General features: G+C 40.2%; 13 protein-coding genes. 5 read left to right on the top strand and 8 right to left on the bottom strand.

The genetic code is table 11. From position 1 onward, the window contains the following. Positions 1 to 134 precede the first annotated feature (134 nt). Both DC083_RS03550 and DC083_RS03545 read left to right on the top strand, forming a co-directional pair. A complete protein-coding gene (locus tag DC083_RS03550) occupies positions 135 to 395 on the top strand; it encodes a rhodanese-like domain-containing protein (protein ID WP_109188887.1) in 261 nt (86 codons plus the stop codon). Positions 396 to 811: 416 nt separating this feature from the next. Then, entirely contained in the window at positions 812 to 2,593 is a 1,782-nt protein-coding gene (locus DC083_RS03545; RefSeq protein WP_109188886.1) for a Na+/H+ antiporter, read from the top strand. 239 nt (positions 2,594 to 2,832) lie between these two features. Here the strand turns inward: DC083_RS03545 and cmoB are convergent, their stop codons facing one another. The 4 genes from cmoB to tatA all read right to left on the bottom strand — a co-directional run bounded on the left by cmoB (position 2,833) and on the right by tatA (position 6,301). After that, the gene (cmoB, locus tag DC083_RS03540) at positions 2,833 to 3,768 is read right to left on the bottom strand and encodes a tRNA 5-methoxyuridine(34)/uridine 5-oxyacetic acid(34) synthase CmoB (RefSeq protein WP_229822701.1); all 936 of its coding nucleotides are present in this window, start codon (positions 3,766 to 3,768) and stop codon (positions 2,833 to 2,835) included. Between the two features lie 141 nt (positions 3,769 to 3,909). Then, positions 3,910 to 4,641 (bottom strand): carboxy-S-adenosyl-L-methionine synthase CmoA, encoded by a 732-nt coding sequence (cmoA, locus tag DC083_RS03535; RefSeq protein WP_109188969.1) that lies wholly within the window; start codon positions 4,639 to 4,641, stop codon positions 3,910 to 3,912. A gap of 306 nt (positions 4,642 to 4,947) precedes the next feature. After that, entirely contained in the window at positions 4,948 to 5,802 is an 855-nt protein-coding gene (tatB, locus tag DC083_RS03530) for a Sec-independent protein translocase protein TatB (RefSeq protein WP_109188885.1), read from the bottom strand. A 241-nt stretch (positions 5,803 to 6,043) separates the two neighbouring features. Next, positions 6,044 to 6,301 carry a Sec-independent protein translocase subunit TatA gene (gene tatA, locus DC083_RS03525; protein ID WP_109188884.1) on the bottom strand — a complete coding sequence of 86 codons (258 nt, stop codon included), beginning with the start codon at positions 6,299 to 6,301 and terminating at the stop codon, positions 6,044 to 6,046. 738 nt (positions 6,302 to 7,039) lie between these two features. Between tatA and gpmI the strand changes: the two genes are divergently transcribed. Beyond that, positions 7,040 to 8,569, top strand: a complete 1,530-nt coding sequence (gene gpmI, locus DC083_RS03520; RefSeq protein WP_109188883.1) for a 2,3-bisphosphoglycerate-independent phosphoglycerate mutase — start codon at positions 7,040 to 7,042, stop codon at positions 8,567 to 8,569. A 295-nt stretch (positions 8,570 to 8,864) separates the two neighbouring features. After that, entirely contained in the window at positions 8,865 to 11,696 is a 2,832-nt protein-coding gene (gene uvrA, locus DC083_RS03515) for an excinuclease ABC subunit UvrA (RefSeq protein ID WP_109188882.1), read from the top strand. Positions 11,697 to 12,079: 383 nt separating this feature from the next. Here the strand turns inward: uvrA and DC083_RS03510 are convergent, their stop codons facing one another. Beyond that, positions 12,080 to 12,931, bottom strand: a complete 852-nt coding sequence (locus tag DC083_RS03510) for a c-type cytochrome (RefSeq protein ID WP_109188968.1) — start codon at positions 12,929 to 12,931, stop codon at positions 12,080 to 12,082. Positions 12,932 to 13,058: 127 nt separating this feature from the next. Beyond that, positions 13,059 to 14,399, bottom strand: a complete 1,341-nt coding sequence (locus DC083_RS03505; protein ID WP_109188881.1) for a c-type cytochrome — start codon at positions 14,397 to 14,399, stop codon at positions 13,059 to 13,061. Positions 14,400 to 15,116: 717 nt separating this feature from the next. Between DC083_RS03505 and DC083_RS03500 the strand changes: the two genes are divergently transcribed. Further along, the gene (locus tag DC083_RS03500; RefSeq protein WP_109188880.1) at positions 15,117 to 16,487 is read left to right on the top strand and encodes a phosphohexomutase domain-containing protein; all 1,371 of its coding nucleotides are present in this window, start codon (positions 15,117 to 15,119) and stop codon (positions 16,485 to 16,487) included. 373 nt (positions 16,488 to 16,860) lie between these two features. Here DC083_RS03500 and DC083_RS03495 read toward each other — a convergent pair whose 3' ends face one another. Together DC083_RS03495 and DC083_RS03490 are read right to left on the bottom strand one after the other, a co-directional pair. Continuing rightward, complete coding sequence (locus DC083_RS03495) at positions 16,861 to 17,652, bottom strand: hypothetical protein (protein ID WP_109188879.1); 792 nt, start codon at positions 17,650 to 17,652, stop codon at positions 16,861 to 16,863. 63 nt (positions 17,653 to 17,715) lie between these two features. Next, entirely contained in the window at positions 17,716 to 18,183 is a 468-nt protein-coding gene (locus DC083_RS03490; protein ID WP_109188878.1) for a hypothetical protein, read from the bottom strand. Positions 18,184 to 18,287 lie beyond the last annotated feature (104 nt).

Genomic DNA, 18,287 nt, shown 5'->3' with positions numbered 1-18,287 from the left:
ATTCTATGACTACTGATGAAAATACTATTCATCATAGTATCAACATTAGCAAACTGAAGAATCATTTTCATTTAAGTGTTTTCATTTCAGCATTGCTATTGAATGCATTACATTATACCTAGGAGAGATTTTAGATGCTCATTATCGATGTTCGTACCCCCCAAGAATATGCACAAGGCCATCTTGAAGGTGCCATTTTAATTGAATATCAAAATATTGTAGATGAGATTATTGATTATGTAGATGATAAAGAGACACCCATTGGGCTCTACTGTGCCGCCGGCGCTCGTTCAGGAATTGCCGCTTTTATGTTAGCGCAACACGGCTATACTCATGCGATTAATCTGGGCGCTTACGAGGATCTTTTACAACAATATCCCAAAGCCAGTGTTTAATTACTCATGCCACTCATGCCATTCATCTCTCAAATCAATCAGAGATTAATCTTCTAGGAAGAATCATAAAATATTCACATAATCATTATTTGCAACTGATCACTATCGTAATACATTTATTAATACCGCTAAAGAGAGTAGTCGATTGTAAAACACTTACTCTCTATTTTTTGATAGTTAATTATGCCTAACACAATTGTTGAAACAATTGTTGAAAATAAACGTGATATACTAAGAGCGCCTTTATGCACGTTATCATTTCGATAATACAATAATGACATAAGAATAATAGGGTAATACGGCATTTTTATATATTGAAATTATATTGTGCAAACACTTGTAATCCTCAGTGTGCAACATCACTATGGAAATTCATGCATTCTTACCACTTAAAGAAGAAATATAATTAACCGACTATGAGTATTTTCATTACGATCTTTGTGATTATTTTATTAATAGCACTCTCGAGTTCTATCTATAAAATTCTCCCTTTTAATCTCCCTCTTCCCTTTATTCAAATTATCTTAGGAGCGGTTGTCTCCTGGCCAAGTAATGGTTTTCATGTCACCTTTGATCCTGAGCTCTTTATGCTTCTCTTTATTCCGCCCCTGCTCTTTGAAGATGGACGGAAGATGCCACTGCGGGAATTTTTTCATTCCGGCCGAGAGATTATTAGCCTTGCGCTCGTTTTAGTCTTTGTCACTGTGGTAGGTTTAGGCTATGTGATCTACTTCTTTATGCCAGAGATGTCACTACCTGTTGCGTTTGCCTTAGCGGCAATTCTTTCACCCACAGATGCTGTCGCCCTTTCTAGTATTGTCGGTAAAGGTCGTCTTTCTCATCGATTAATGCAAGTGCTTGAGGGTGAGGCGCTGATGAACGATGCCTCGGCGCTGGTCTCTCTCAAATTTGCCATTGCCGTAGCACTCGGTATTACTGCCCTCTCAACTGCGCATGATTATGCAATGCTCAGTTTAACGTTCCTTAAAATGGCAGTAGGCGGTATTTTAGTCGGGATCGCTTTCACATGGCTCTATGTTCAATTTATCCTCTTCTTAGGTCGATTACAAAATGATGAGATGGGATCACAAATGATCCTAATCATGCTCCTCCCATTCGGTTCTTATGCGATTGCAGAATTATTAGAGTTCTCAGGGATTCTCTCAGCAGTTGCTGCCGGTATGACCTTAGGATACTCTAAACTCATGCAAAATACGCCTGTTCAAACGCGTATTCGTGCCAACAATGTTTGGGGATTACTTGAGTATCTACTGAATGGAGCCGTTTTCTTGATGCTGGGTTTACAGATTCCTGGAATTTTTGAAAATGCTTATTCCGATGCCCTTGTAGATCCTTCAACCACCTTTACAACGCTCCTAGGCGATATTGTCCTTATCTATCTTGCGCTCATGTTATTACGTTTTTTATGGGTCGCATTATTACGTCTATTAAGTCCTTATACGCCTTTCAAAAAGCCGATGTCATTTGCTTCAATGACTTTTAAAGAACTACTGATCTTGACCTTCTCGGGTGTTCGAGGAACTGTCACTTTATCAGCGGCGCTCTCTATTCCGCTTCTAATCTCCACCAATCCAGATGTTCCTTTTCCTGCACGTTATCAAGTGATATTCTTATCAGCGGGAATTATTATTCTCTCTCTTGTCACTGCGGCGTTGGTGCTTCCTATTTTATTACGGAAGAAAAAATCAGCCAATGATATCCATGTAGAAGTTGAAAATAACAGAGAAGAACAAGAGATCCGTTCTGAAATCGCAACAGCAGCAATTGATGCAGTGAAATCTACTGCCGAAACGTTACTCAATAAAGCGATGAAAGAGCAACAAATCGCGGCCAAAGCTAAAGAAGAGCAGAAAAAAGAGGGGATTGTCGATATTGAGGATAATCCTGATAAAAGCGAGGAAGAGCTTAATGATGAAGCCACGCTCTTTATCTCTCAGATTATGAATCATGTGATCAGTGAGATTGAACAAGTGAATCATATGATCGAAAAAACCAAAGAGACTGATGCTATTGAGGTACATATGCGTCTTGCTGCTGTTCGAGCCGAACGCCGGAAACTCTTTGAACTAAAATCTAAAAATCGTTTAAGCGCTGAACTCTATGCCAATCTACTCTATGAGTTAGATCTTGCAGAAGCGCTTATTTTGGGAAGATCTCCAATTCATCCTAATAATTAGACGCTTTTTCCATCATTATAAAAATACAATCCTCAGTGATCTCCAGGATATACAACGCCTGAAGGTCACTGAGGAATATAGGTGAAATTGACTTTAAAAAGACTCAAGAAATCTTGACCAAAAGTGGAAAGATAGCGGAATACTTGTATATTTTTCTCTTTAGCACCCCAAAATTTTCAAGAGCATTCAAATTTAAAGAATACACCTTTATATTATTAGTACACGATACTACTTCGATACTACTTCGGTTTTCTGGCTACCATGACCGCTCGTTGAGGTGCGGGATAACCTTCTATCGTTTTATTCTGATCATGGGGATCTAAGAAGTCAGGCAACGAAAGGTAATTCATCCATTCTGTAGTTCTCTGCTCCTCGATGGTTGTTTTGGAGAGATCCACACACGCTACATCGATAAAGCCTGCTCGCTCAAGCCAAAGTTTTAAGGCTGCAACCGAGGGCAGATACCAGACATTACGCATCTGAGCATAGCGATCTTCCGGCATTAATACCGTCCGTTCATCACCATCAATCACAATTGTTTCTAATACCAACTCGCCACCGGGACGAATCACATCTTTAAGTTGATAGAGATGATCAATCGGCGAGCGGCGATGATAGAATACCCCCATTGAGAAGACCATATCAAAGGCTTCCAATGAAGTCGGCATCTCTTCTAAAGTCATCGGCAACTGCCAAATAGATGCTTGCGGCATATAATTTCGAATAGAGAGAAATTGATAGAGAAAGAGCCAATTCGGATCGATCCCAACCACACTTTTGGCACCCGCACCTAACATTCGATAACCATAATAACCATTCCCACAACCGACATCGAGAATGTTTTTGTTGGTCACATCAATATGCTGGCGCACACGATTCCACTTAAAATCAGAGCGCCACTCAGTATCAATCAAGATATCATTGAGTTGAAAAGGACCTTTCCGCCAAGGCATGAGGCGCTTCAATGCATCTTTTAGCTGTAGTGAATCTACTTTACCCGTTAAAATTACCCCATTTTTAAGATCCACTGTAAGATCTTTAATCTCCGGCATATCTAATAATGCATGTTCCCAGCGTGGACTATCACCATGTTTTTTACGAAGACGATCTGCCAAAAAATCAGGCAATTGATTTGTCCATTCCTTAAATACTCGCTGATCCTTAAAATAATCCATTAATGCAGGTAGATAGATCATCTCTTCCATCGTTGTTACGCCGTTATCCCATTGTGTCATATTCAATTGATACCTTACTCTTTTTCAATTATCTCTATTCTATTTCGTAATTCTTCTATTTCGCTATTGTTGTGATAAACACTATTTTGCTGATTTAATCGCAATCATTGAGGCAAAATTGAGTGACTGAAACCAAAGATAGACTTGATCAAATCCCGCTTCTAACAAACGCGCTCTATGCTCTTCAAAAGTGTCAATCTTCATCACATCCTCTAAAGACTCCCGTTTTTGGGCAATTTCTAATTCAGAATAACCTTGTGCCCGCTTAAATTGCATATGCAAATGATTCAAAAACTCGTGTTGTTCATCATCCGCAAAGCGCAATTTTTCAGAAAGAAAGAGCACGCCACCTGGCAATAGATGGTTATACAACTTTTGCAGTAGATCAAGGCGCGATTCCCGAGGGATAAATTGCAACGTAAAATTCAGTGTGAAAATAGAAGCCATCTCATAGGGAAACTCTGTAATATCTGCTTGCACCACTTCAATCGGAAGTAATGACTCAATCATCATCTCTTGCGCTTTCAAATATTCTCGAGATTTAGCAACCATCGCTTCTGATTGATCAATAGCAACAATAGAGACATTCGGGACTTGAATGCTACTACGAAGCACCATCGAAACAGCACCAAGTGAACTTCCGAGATCATAAATCTTACTATTCTCTTGAGCAAATAGTGGCGCTAAATGACCGATATTCTCCACAATCGAGGTATATCCCGGTGCTGATCGGCGAATCATATCAGGAAAGACCTTCACAACCTCTTCATTGAAACTAAACTTACCGGGATCTCGCTTCTCTGCAAAAATCATATCCGGTTCTGATTGCGCAAATAGATACTCTATTGACCGATCTTTCACAATATATCCTTTTTCACAACATATCCTTACTGAATATTTATTGAATACTGAGTTAACTCGTATTTATCTCTGATTGATTTCTCTGCTTGCTTGGATCTATCGAATAGACCATTTTGCAATTTATCAATAGCAAGCCGGCATTATAAACCTTCTCTCAATATTTCTCATAAAAAAGCTCGACAAGGAGATCTCCTATATCGAGCATTCAATGACAATTTATTTAGAATCTGTTCACAATCTGATTAGTGATTCTACCAATTAACGATTTAGTTCCATTTGCCGCAAGGTTAATCGACGCTTTAGCTCATCATCACTCAAAAGTTGACGACTATTTTTAGCAGACAACAGGGCAAATTGTTGTGCCACTTGCGCATCTTGCATTGCCGCAATCTCTGCTTGCCGGCGTTGTAATAACTGCCGAAATGAATCAGGTGCGCTATATACAGTGGAAGCACTTCCATTTTTCGTAGCAGCTTGATCTACTTCAACGCGCGCCGCATAATTTTCAGGCGGTACAGTTAAGAGGTGTCCCTCTTCCTCATGATCTGTAATAAACTCAGCTTCGCCTTTCAGAAAAGCTTCATCAAAGGCAATATCAAAAGCCGCTTCATCATCGTGAGCGGTTCCTGAAGCTGTGGTAGAAGCACTCGCGTGACTAGAAGAATTCAATTTTGCATTAGCAGATGTTGAATGTGTAATCTGCGCGGGTTCCTTTTGTCCGGGCGCATTTGTAGAAGCGGGATGCCCGGGGATTTCACCATCAACTTGCAGATAAGCTTCGAGCTTTTTCTGCTCCTCTTTTACTTTCTCTTCTGTTTCATTCATAGATGATTCAAATGAGCGAAGTGATTGCGTTACGCCTTTTTTGGTACTCTCAAGCTCTTCTTTGAGTTTTTGTAACTCAGAACTCTGCTTCAACTCTTCGATCGATTTTTTGATCTCATTTAACTCAAATTCATTGGTTAATTCATTTTTGACACTATTGGTAAAGTGTTGAATTTTACCGACCCACTTTCCGACTGTTCGGATCATTTCCGGTAATTTTTGTGGGCCAATGACAATTAAGGCAATGACAAGGATAATCAGAAACTCACTACTACTAATCCCAAACATAAGTATCTACCCTACCCACCTTTAATATCCAATTTCCACTGTATAGAAATAAAATTATTGACGTAAAATGAGAATTACCTCGATTAACCCTTCAAAGCTAATAGAGGTAATATCTATATTCATCTTGCTCAATCTACTAAGCGCTATGCAACACGATTACGACCAATTTTGGTTCTATTGCCGCATAAAAAATGACGTAATAAAATCAGCGTGATCGCAAAGCAGATTTCAATAGCTTAATTTAATCCACACGACTATTTTTTTGCTCATCAACTACAGTGCTATCTTTAGGCGCTGCAGTTGTCTCTTGCTGTTTGTTCTCAAGATTTTGAGGTTGCGCATTCTCTTTTGCTTCTTTCTCGCCATCTTTTACGGCATCTTTAAAGCCTTTCACCGCAGAACCTAAATCTTTTCCTGCATTTTTTAATTTTGCAGTACCGAATACTAAAAGCACGACTACTAAAAGAATCGCCCAATGCCAAATACTAAATGAACCCATAATTTACATCTCCTCTTAGAGTGAATGCTCATTGAAATAATTGTCCTAATGATACTCTAAAACATTGGATTTATGTAGCCCTAATTTTGAATATGCACCGATTTTTCTTGTCTAATACGCAATAGATCAATTCTCTCTGCAATAATCATTCAGATTGAGCATCAATTAGATAAACCCTTTAGACAAAGAATAGATTATTCAATTGATCTCTTTTCAAGTACTGCATATTTAACATTCCAATACAGATAATGACATTCATTGTTATCTATTTATTTGATAAACCTCAAAAAAATAAGATCTGCATCATGATATAACTTACATAAACCAACATTTTGATATCAAAATGTAACAAACAATTATTACAACCAGATCACAACAATCATTTATGCGTTATTTTTACTCATTGATCTCTTTGAATATCTTTAACTGATCTCTTTTCTATCAATATCTCATTTTTTCAATTTTAATTGCTCTATAGACAATGTGTACCAATCTATTCGCCCTATCCGCCTTCAGATTGAGGCACAGCAATAATCAGGGCATTAGAAGAGTGCCCTTTCTTCGACTTTTCGGTATAATGAGAAGGATTCACAAATAGATATTTTTAAATAGATTTTTTTTAAATAGATATTTTTAAAAGATACTCTTCAATCACATCTTGAATAGCAGTAATCATATCAAACATCCTATAAATCATCTCTGAACAAGAGAAAACACCCTAAACAAAAGGAGTTTAAGATGGCTATACCAAAACCAATTGTCCTATGTATTTTAGATGGCTGGGGCTTTCGTCAAGAATTAGAGAATAATGCTGTTGCAACCGCAAAAACCCCTAATTGGGATCATTTACGAGAAGTCGGCGCGGTAACACTGATCAAAACTTCTGGAGAAGCGGTCGGTCTTCCTGATGGACAGATGGGGAACTCTGAAGTGGGTCATATGAATATCGGTGCAGGTCGCGTTGTTAATCAAGATTTTACCCGAATTACCAAAGATGTTCGTTCAGGTGCTTTCAATGATAATCCGATCTTTAATAAAACAATGGATGATCTTCTTGCGAATGATAAAGCACTACATATCTTTGGCCTACTCTCTCCTGGCGGTGTTCACTCGGATGAAAAGCATATCTTTGCATTGATGGAACTCGCCGCGAAAAAAGGCTTAAATAAAATCTATCTCCATGCATTCTTAGATGGCCGAGATATGCCACCACAATCGGCAGCACCATCTCTTGAAAAAGCGGATGCACTCTTTGCCAAATTAGGCAGAGGTCGTATTGCTACGATGATTGGTCGTTATTATGCGATGGATCGGGATAATCGTTGGGAGCGTGTTGAGCAGGCTTATAACCTCGTATCACAAGGCATCGGTGAATTCCAAGCGGATAATGCGGAAGCGGGTTTAAAAGCCGCTTATGAACGTGGTGAAAATGATGAGTTTGTGAAAGCAACAGTGATTGGCGAGCCTGTCAAAATGGAAGATGGGGATGCGGTTATCTTTATGAACTTCAGGGCTGACCGAGCTCGCGAGATCAGCTATCCATTTGTTGAAGATGATTTTGATGGCTTTAAACCACAATATCGCCCTAAACTCTCTCACTTTGTCTCACTAACAGAGTATAAAGCTGAGCTCCCTACCGAGATTGCATATCCGCCACTTGAACTTAAAAATGGCTTAGGTGAAGTACTCTCAACTAGAGGCTACACCCAACTTCGTATTGCAGAAACAGAGAAATATCCTCACGTTACATTCTTCTTCAATGGTGGTGAAGAGCACGTATTCAAAGGTGAAGAACGGATTCTAGTCAACTCTCCTAAAGTGGCGACTTATGATCTACAGCCTGAGATGAGTGCACCGGAAGTCACTACAAAATTAGTGGAAGCGATCGAGTCTGAAAAATTTGATGTGATCATCTGTAACTACGCAAACCCTGATATGGTAGGTCATACCGGCGTATTTGAAGCGATTGTAAAAGCCATTGAAACGGTTGATGATGGCTTAGGTAAAGTGTATGACGCGGTGAAAAAAGTGGGCGGTGAGATGTTAGTTACAGCCGACCATGGTAATGCCGAGAAAAACTGGGATGATAAAAATAATCAGCCCCATACAGCCCATACCACAACGCCTGTACCGCTCATTTATGTGGGTCGCCGGGCAACGCTTGAACCTGATGGTGCGCTCTGTGATCTTGCACCAACCATTCTCTATCTATTAGATGAGAAACAACCTGCAGAGATGACCGGGAAGAATCTGATTCATTTTCAATAATATAAAAATAAATGAATAGATATTAATCAGTCTTAACTCCTAGACATTAATTTCTAGACATTATTTCCTAGACAGATCATTATTACAATGCGCTAGCGATCGAAAGATCGGTTAGCGCATTTTTATTAGAATGATTTTTTCTAATTCTGATCATTCTGATGATGATAACCTTGAATAAAACCGCGATATCTTAAAGGAATCCCTTGATTTTTTACCAATTATCTCCATATTGTGCTATAGGAAAATAATCTTTTAATAGGGGAACAGCCGTTCCTCTTCTTTTGTTGAAGGCATTATGGAAGATATTACAATTCAAGGTGCGCGCACGCACAATCTTAAAGCAATCGACTTAACGCTTCCTCGTAATAAATTGGTGGTCATTACCGGTTTATCTGGCTCAGGGAAGTCCTCTCTCGCATTTGATACACTCTATGCCGAAGGACAAAGGCGCTATGTGGAATCGCTCTCCTCCTATGCTCGACAATTCTTGTCAGTGATGGGAAAACCCGATGTCGATCATATCTCTGGGCTATCGCCGGCAATTTCGATTGAACAGAAATCCACTTCCCACAATCCTCGCTCAACGGTTGGGACGGTAACGGAGATTTACGATTATCTGCGCTTACTTTTTGCTCGAATTGGAACACCACACTGTCCGACACATCATCTCCCTTTAAATGCGCAGACCATTCCGCAAATGGTGGATATGACAATGGGCTTATCTGATGAGCTTCGTCTAATGCTTGTCTCGCCGATCGTTCGTAATCGTAAAGGGGAACATCTCAAACTCTTTGAAGAACTGAAAGCGAAAGGCTTCTTACGCGTGCGTGTCGATGGCACCACTTATGAAATTGATGCATTGCCGGAGATTAATCCGAAACAACATCACGATATTGATGTTGTGGTAGATCGTTTTAAAGTACGGGATGATATTCGGGTGCGTCTCTCTGAATCTCTTGAAACGGCGCTCGATCTCTCCGGTGGGCTTGCGATGATTATCGATATGAAGAGCGAGGAAGCACTGCTTCACTTCTCGGCCAATTATGCTTGCCCGGAATGTGGCTTCGCTATTGCCGAGTTAGAGCCACGTCTCTTCTCTTTTAATAACCCTGAAGGCGCTTGCCCAACGTGCGATGGCTTAGGCGTAAATCAATATTTCGATCCTGATCGTGTGGTCGCAGAGCCCTCTCTTCCCCTCTCCAATGGCGCTATTCGGGGTTGGGATAAAAATTCAAGTTACTACTTCTCGATGATCGAGTCATTGGGGCGTCATTATCAATTTGATCCGGATACGCCGTTTGAAAAACTCCCCAAAAAAATTCAACAAATTCTCCTTTATGGTTCAGGGGAGGAAGAGATCGAATTTCATTACATCAGTAATCGCGGGCAAAAATCGATCCGTATTCATCCCTTTGAAGGCATTTTAAATAATCTTGAGCGTCGTTATCACGAAACAGATTCGCAAATTGTCCGAGAGAGCTTAACGCGCTTTTTAGCGATGCGTGTCTGTCCTGATTGTGAAGGCAGTCGCCTAGGGCCAGCAGCAAAAAATGTCTTAATTGAAGATAAAGCGATTCATCAAATTACCGCACTTCCTATCGAAGAAGCGCTTGATTGGTCAAAAAATGTCTCCCTTAAAGGCGCTAAAAAAGAGATTGCCGATAAAATTTTCAAAGAGATCCAAGAGCGCTTAGGCTTCCTGGTGAATGTGGGCTTAGATTATCTCAACCTCTCTCGTTCTGCCGAAACACTCTCCGGCGGTGAAGCACAACGTATTCGCTTGGCCTCCCAAATTGGGGCTGGGTTAATGGGCGTACTCTATGTTCTCGATGAACCCTCAATCGGACTCCATCAACGGGATAATGATCGCTTATTGCAAACGTTGTTTCATCTTCGGGATTTGGGGAATACCGTTATTGTGGTTGAACACGATGAAGATGCGATTCTCTCCGCTGATTATATTGTAGATATTGGCCCAGGTGCCGGGGTTCACGGTGGAGAAGTAGTTGCCGCCGGTACGCCGAAAGAAGTTCTGAAGAATAAAAATTCTCTCACAGCCGATTATCTCTCGGGGCGCAAAACGATTGATGTTCCTGAAAAACGAACCAAAAATGATCCGAAAAAACAGATTAAATTAGTGGGCGCAACCGGCAATAATCTCAAAAATATTACCGCCTCATTTCCATTAGGATTACTAACCTGCGTCACAGGAGTATCGGGTTCAGGGAAATCAACGCTCGTCAATGATACGCTCTATAGCGCAATGGCACGGATTTTAAATCAAAACAATAGCGTAGAGGTGGCACCTTATAAGAAAATTGAAGGATTGGATCTTATTGATAAAATTGTCAATATCGATCAGAGTCCGATTGGCCGAACACCGCGCTCAAATCCCGCGACTTATACCGGTTTATTCACGCCGATTCGAGAAATTTTTGCGAACACGCCGGAAGCGCGAGCACGTGGTTATCAACCGGGGCGTTTTAGCTTTAATGTGAAAGGCGGTCGCTGTGAAAATTGTCAAGGTGACGGCGTAATCAAAGTGGAAATGCACTTCTTACCGGATGTCTATGTGGTGTGTGATGAGTGTAAAGGGAAACGCTATAATCGGGAAACTCTCGATATTCTCTATAAAGGGAAATCGATCAATGATGTTCTCAATATGACGGTCGAAGAAGCGTATCATTTCTTTGATGCCATTCCCGTTGTACATCGCCGATTAGAGACATTAATGGAAGTGGGATTGAGTTATATCACCCTTGGACAAAATGCCACTACGCTCTCCGGCGGGGAAGCACAGCGGGTTAAACTCTCAAGAGAACTCTCTAAACGCGATACCGGTAAAACAGTCTATATTCTCGATGAACCCACAACTGGGCTTCATTTCCACGATATTGCGCAACTTCTCAAGGTTATTCATACGCTACGCGATAAAGGCAATACCATTATCATTATCGAACACAATCTCGATGTCATTAAAACGGCCGATTGGATTATTGATATTGGACCTGAAGGTGGCGCAAAAGGCGGAGAGATTCTGATTGCCGATACGCCTGAAAAAGTGGCCGAATGCAAAGCGAGCTATACCGGTCGTTATCTCAAGCCTCTACTTGAGAAAAAGCGCTAACCATCAATGTAATCTCTTAAAAAGCAATTCAAAAACATATTATAAAGCCCATATTCAGTTCATCTACTGTATATGGGCTTCTCTTTTGCGTCGGATCAAAAATCAACCAAAAATATGCATATAGTAAATTTGGTTTAAGAAAATGGTTTTAAACAACACTTGCAAGATGCCGGATAGAACAGCTTCTTCGTCTAGACCAGCTGATGCGCCGGCATTTGGATATTAGATATTGAATAAGCTTATTTTGAACCGATCTGACTATATTTGACTCTACTTATAAAAAAGATCCTCAAAGCATACTTTAAGGATCTTAGATCGATTATTCATCAATGAACGTTCATGAATGAATTCTTATGATTGAATTATATAGTTTCACTTCGCTATTAATAACGCGCATCTTTCGGCTTTTTACCATTCGGCCAGTCATTCACTTTTCCTGCGAAATCAGGTCTTGGCAAATGGGTAAAATACTCAGAGACATCTACAGCTTCTTGGTCTGTTAGAACATGCCCCTGCCCCCAAGCGCCCTCTTTCTGTACCGCCATGGGCATATTATATTTGACAAAACTTGCTGCTTTATAAGTTCTCGCCATACCGGCACCGATATTGAAAGATTCAGGCCCCCAAAGTGGTGGGAAAATCAGATTACCCCGTTTATCCTTAAGCCCTTCCCCTTGATCACCATGGCAAGTTGCACAATGTTGTTCATAGACAAGTTGACCATTAACAGGATCTGGCGTTAACTCTTCGATAGGTCCAGCATTCACCACATCTACTTTTGCACCTTTAGGTTGCGATTGACTGAGCCAATCCATATAAGCGATCATCGCTTGCATCTCTCTTGACTCAGGATTCAGCGGCTTACCATTCATCGAACGTTGGAAGCAGCCATTGATACGACCGACTAAATCTACCATTTTGCCAGAACGTGGCATCACTTTCGGATATTGATGAGAAGTTGTGAGATATGGCGCACCATAATTCGCCTTTCCTTCGGCAATATGACAACTATTACAATTCATCGTCGCCCCAACATTATCAGGCAACATCCGCTTAGTTTCATTGAGCAGTAATTTCCCATACATAATCTCTTTCGCATTTGGCTCTTTTAAGATCTCAAGATCAGAAGGCACAGTATACCAACCAAGATCATGACCCTCTTGATCTACCATTGCAAAGCGATCGGGATCTGCTTCTGCTAAGTTTACCGCCATCGCCTGAGTACCCATCACCATTGCACCCGTTAAGAGCGATAATAATAATTGACGTTTAAAACCTTTCACTCGAGTGAATGTTGCTTTTGCACGCTTCGTTAAAGTGGTGCCGTTTTTCATCACATTTTTACGCATATTGATAATCTCCCTAGTTTAAAGTGATATTCGGCGCTTTATTGCGTAAGAATTCACGAATCTCTGCAACCTCTTCAGCTTTGATCTCCGGCGCTGTGTTATTCCAGCTGTTTCGGATAAAATTGATAATCGTGGCCACTTCATCATCACTTAGATGATTAAATGCCGGCATCGTAAACGCCATACGATCAGCCGGTGTATCAGGCATCTTACCTCCTTCTAAGGTGACTTGAATCACTGATTGGGCATTATTGGCCAAGACCGCACTATTGAGATTAAGAGCTGGGAATATCCGAGGAACACCATCACCATCGGCTCTGTGGCAGGCATAGCAATGTTCAACATAGAGAATGGCACCAGGATCACTATACTCACCTGAAAGCAGTAGGTCTGTAGTTGTATCCTCTTTCTTTGGCAGCTCTAACATCTTATTAGGCGCCGGCGACAATTGCTTTAAGTAGGCCGCTGTGGCATTAAGATCCTGATCACTCCAATATTGCGAGCTATGTTGTACCACATCCGCCATAGCACCAAAGGCTATCACTTTATTCGTACGACCTGTTTTTAAGAACTCGACAATCTCAGCCTCATCCCATAATTTCAGGCCTTGTGCTTCTCCGCGTAAACTTTTTGCCCGCCAGCCATCAATCACCGCGCCTGAAAGATAGAGGTCTGAATTGTTAGAGAGCGCTTTCTCTTCATAGGCAAGGCCACGCGGTGTATGGCAAGCACCACAATGCCCTGGCCCTTCGACAATATAGGCCCCATGATTTTCAATATCACTCAAAGCAGGATTTGGCGTAAAATCCCGAATCGGAGAGAAGAGTAATTGCCAATAAGCGACCGGCCAACGCATACTCACAATCCAAGGAAATGTGGTCGGCGCATTCGGTTTTTTCACTGCCGGCACTGCTTCCATAAAGTAAGCATAGAGCGCTTCCATATCTTCATCCGGCATAATGGTATACGAGGTATAAGGCATCGCCGGATAGAGTGGCGAATCATCTTTCCGAACCCCATGTTTTACCGCATTGATAAACTCTGTGAGAGAATAGTTACCAATCCCTGTTTCTGCATCCGGCGTAATATTCGTTGAGTAGATTGCCCCAAATGGCGTTTGCATCGCAAGACCACCGCTATATTCAGCATCTCCCGGCACTGTATGACAAGCCGCACAATCTGAAAGGCGGGCAATATATTCACCACGTGCAATCAGTTCATCATTGTATGTAATGGCAGTTGCATTATCAGGTTCCGGCGCTTTACGGGATTTCACTACTAATGCAGCGCCCGCATAGACGGCTATAAACCCTATCACGCAGATAGCAATGAGCCAGCTAATGATTTTCTTCATAATTATTCCTTCTAAAAGTACACAATAACTTATTCAATTCCCGTCAAACTCTCACTTTAAACTTGCTTTAAATTTGCTTTGGATTTTCAAATCTCTTGCTTGCAAGCTTTTTGTAACCTCTTCTTTTAATTTTTATCCTGCTTTTTATCTTGATTTTTATTTTTGATATTAATAATTAGCGTTTAAAACCCATAATTCTCAATATTTCTAGTTAGCAATAAAATCATAATTATGGCTCAATGAGTTATGAAACATACCCTAACTTCTTGCAATACCATTATTGAAACGTGGTATCACTACATTCCCTATAGGTTTTATTCAAAACTATCGAATATGTCGACACATAGTACACTGCCTTTATCCATCAAAAGATGACTTTAGTCAAATTAATAGAGCAAGAAAATATAAACCTTTTTTAAAACAAATTATTTTTATAAAAACAATAAAAGTTTCATACCATTAAATTCATACCATAAATGAGAATCGTTCTTTTTGAACAAAACAAAAGGTTGATTTTTTCACATTCATTTTCGAAATTTTCGATGATCTTAACTCTTAAATATCGTTATAAAGCGACTATAAAATCACTATCATAAATAATTAGGAAAAAAGAGATATTACCTAAAGGACTTATACGCTTCAATTTGATAAAATTTGTAACATTCAACATAAAGATGACCCTATAGATTCACAATAGAACCACTCAAGGAAAACAATATGACTCAACTTACCGCATTTAAAGCCTATGATATTCGAGGAAAACTCGGCGAAGAGATCACCGAAGAGCTCGCCTATAAAGTAGGACGTGCTTATGCAGAAATCTATCAACCCAAAACGATTGCGGTAGGTGCTGATATTCGTCTTTCAAGTGAAACATTAAAACAAGCACTCATTAAGGGACTGACAGATGCCGGCGTTGATGTACTTGATCTTGGGCTAACCGGCACTGAAGAGATCTACTTTGCGGCGGCTAACTTAGATGTTGGTGGCGGTATTGAAATTACCGCAAGTCATAATCCGATTGATTATAACGGTATGAAACTGGTTCATGAAAATGCCCGCCCGATCGGTATGGCAAGTGGTTTACAAGCCATTCATGATTTGGTGGTTGCCAATCAATTTCCCGAAAGTACGTGCAAAGGTACTGTGGAACAATATGATATTCTCCCTGAATATGTCGCACATCTTCTCACCTATATTGATCCGAAAGTCATCCGCCCTCTAAAATTGGTCGTTAATGCCGGCAATGGTGCAGCAGGTCATGTGATCGATGCGTTAGAAGCACAATTTAAAGCGCTCAATATTCCATTAGAGCTGATTAAAATCCATCACGAACCCGATGGTACCTTCCCTAATGGGATTCCTAACCCACTTCTCATTGAAAATCGGGCCGTAACACGAGATGCAGTTTTGGCTCATCAAGCCGATATAGGAATTGCGTGGGATGGCGATTTTGACCGCTGTTTTCTCTTTGATGAGAAAGGACAATTTATTGAGGGCTACTATATCATCGGTCTTTTAGCCCAAGCATTTCTCTCACAAAGTCCAAATGAAAAGGTTGTTTATGAACCGCGTCTTGTTTGGAATACCATTGATATTGTGGAAAATATGGGTGGCACGCCGATACAATCAAAATCAGGTCATGCCTATATCAAAGAAGTGATGCGTCAAGAAAATGCCATTTATGGTGGGGAGATGAGCGCTCATCACTATTTCCGCGATTTTGCGTATTGCGATAGTGGTATGATCCCTTGGCTCTTAATTGTTGAATTACTCTCAAAAACAGGCAAACCGCTCTCTGAACTCGTTGAAGCGATGATTGCCCAATTTCCTTGTAGTGGTGAGATCAATTTCACAGTTACAGATAGCAAAGCCACTATTGAAAAAATCCTACAACATTATCAACCACAAAACCCTAAGCTTGATACTACCGATGGCATCAGCCTTGATTTCGGCGATTGGCGAGTCAATGTTCGTAGCTCTAATACAGAGCCCCTGCTTCGCCTTAATATCGAAACCGATCAACGGAAAAATCCTAAGCCAATGGCAGAGTATATCGCAGAAGTGAGCCAACTCATTACAGAATAAGTCGTTGAAGCACTCATCTCTCGCTTATCTGCCACTCAGATTACAAAGGTTATTTTAAGCTCTAAAAAAGGACACTCATTGAATTTTGAGTGTCCTTTTTGATGTCTCAAATTTGGTTTAAGAAAAATGGTTTTTAAACAGTTATTGTAAGGTTTTAAAAGAAGATAAAACCTGACTTACCAACACTTGCAAGATGCCGGATAGAACAGCTTCCTTACTTATTACAACCGATGCGCCGGCATTTAAATATGCTTATTTTGAGTCGATATTACTATAATTTTGAGTGTCTTTTTGATGTCTCGATAACTTTTAACGAAATATATAAGTGGTGTTCACGAGTTATCAGTTTCTACAAGATAGAGATAAATGATAATTAAGACCAATCAAAACTCTCTGTACCCCGTATTTGATGCACTAATTTTGCCAGTTCCTGCATCTTTGTAAATGAATTAATACCACTAGCACCGCCAAAGAAAGGTGAGATAACCAGATAAGTATCACTATAAGGAAGCTTGCAATAAGCTATCGTAATCTCTTGCCCCGCAACCTCTGTCATCGATTCAAAAGGCACACCAAAGAAATGCATAAATTTATGGGCATGGGTTTTTCCTGTAGCAATAATAACTTCAGGATTGTGCTCTGCCACTAGAGAACGGAAAAACTCACCTCGATGCTGTATACACCAAGATTCATAACTTGCTCTATCCATACATCCCGTATATTGCGCACGGTATTGATCCCATTGATGATCATGCTTTTGTGCATTGAGTGGAAAAAGATTCATTTTAAATCCTAGCCCATTTTCAGTATTAAAGCAGATCTCATGTTGTTGTACAAAAGGAACATACTGATAAGAATCGGTACGGTCTAGCCCTAAATAATAATTTAAAAACCAACAAATTTTCTGATTCACGCCATTCGCGAGTCCATCTCCGAATCCCTCGCTCCAGGAGACATTATCACAGTAATCCACCCAGTGAAGTGATTCATTTTGATAACCATAATCTTCACCTTGTGTGATTAACGCTTTCCCCTCTTGCCCTTCCGGCCATTGTAAATCACCGCCCCACTCTAAACCACAAAACCAAATTTTAGATTGTAAATTACCGCCATCACAACCATAAAAAGAGCAAGCAACCGCCTCAAAAGATTTTCCCTGTTCCATAATCTCTCCTTCGTTTTGAATAATACCTATCAGAATGTTTGACATACCTAGCATAGGTAGAGATCAATCCCGACAATAATAGACCGCTGGATAGAATTCTTGAGTCGTTGGCGTTAAGAGCATCATCTCACCGTAGATAATAGGCATCCCGACCTCATCTTCTTTCATTCTCTGGCGATTAAATGTCACATAGATATTCTCTTTCGCATTTAACCAGATATAAGGATTTTGTCCTGTCCAATTCTGTTCTTCAAGTAAAACGGGCTTACCATTCAATTTAATAATCATATTAGCAAAGTCAACTCCTACGCCTACTGCTAAGCGATCATCAGACTCTCCCTCTTTCAAAAAAGGATTATTCAAAGTGATCTCGCAGTACCATTCGGCAATATAGCCGCCACCATCAAGCTTTGCCCCTTTTAAATACTCTTTTTCCGTTAGTGTATTTGTCTGTAAAGAGGAGGATTCTTGCAAATACCCAAATGAAACAAAGGGTAAAGAGAGGGCTATAGCGAATAAAACTTTTTTCATAACATTTACCTAAGATAAAATTTATAAAATATTATATTAATACAATATAAAAGAATCGATATTAAATCATATAAAATCTAGAAATTAAATAATATTCAATCAAT

Origin of the sequence: Ignatzschineria ureiclastica, from assembly GCF_003121845.1 — a bacterium.
Lineage (GTDB): Bacteria > Pseudomonadota > Gammaproteobacteria > Cardiobacteriales > Wohlfahrtiimonadaceae > Ignatzschineria > Ignatzschineria ureiclastica.
This window is presented reverse-complemented; position numbering and strand designations above follow the sequence as displayed.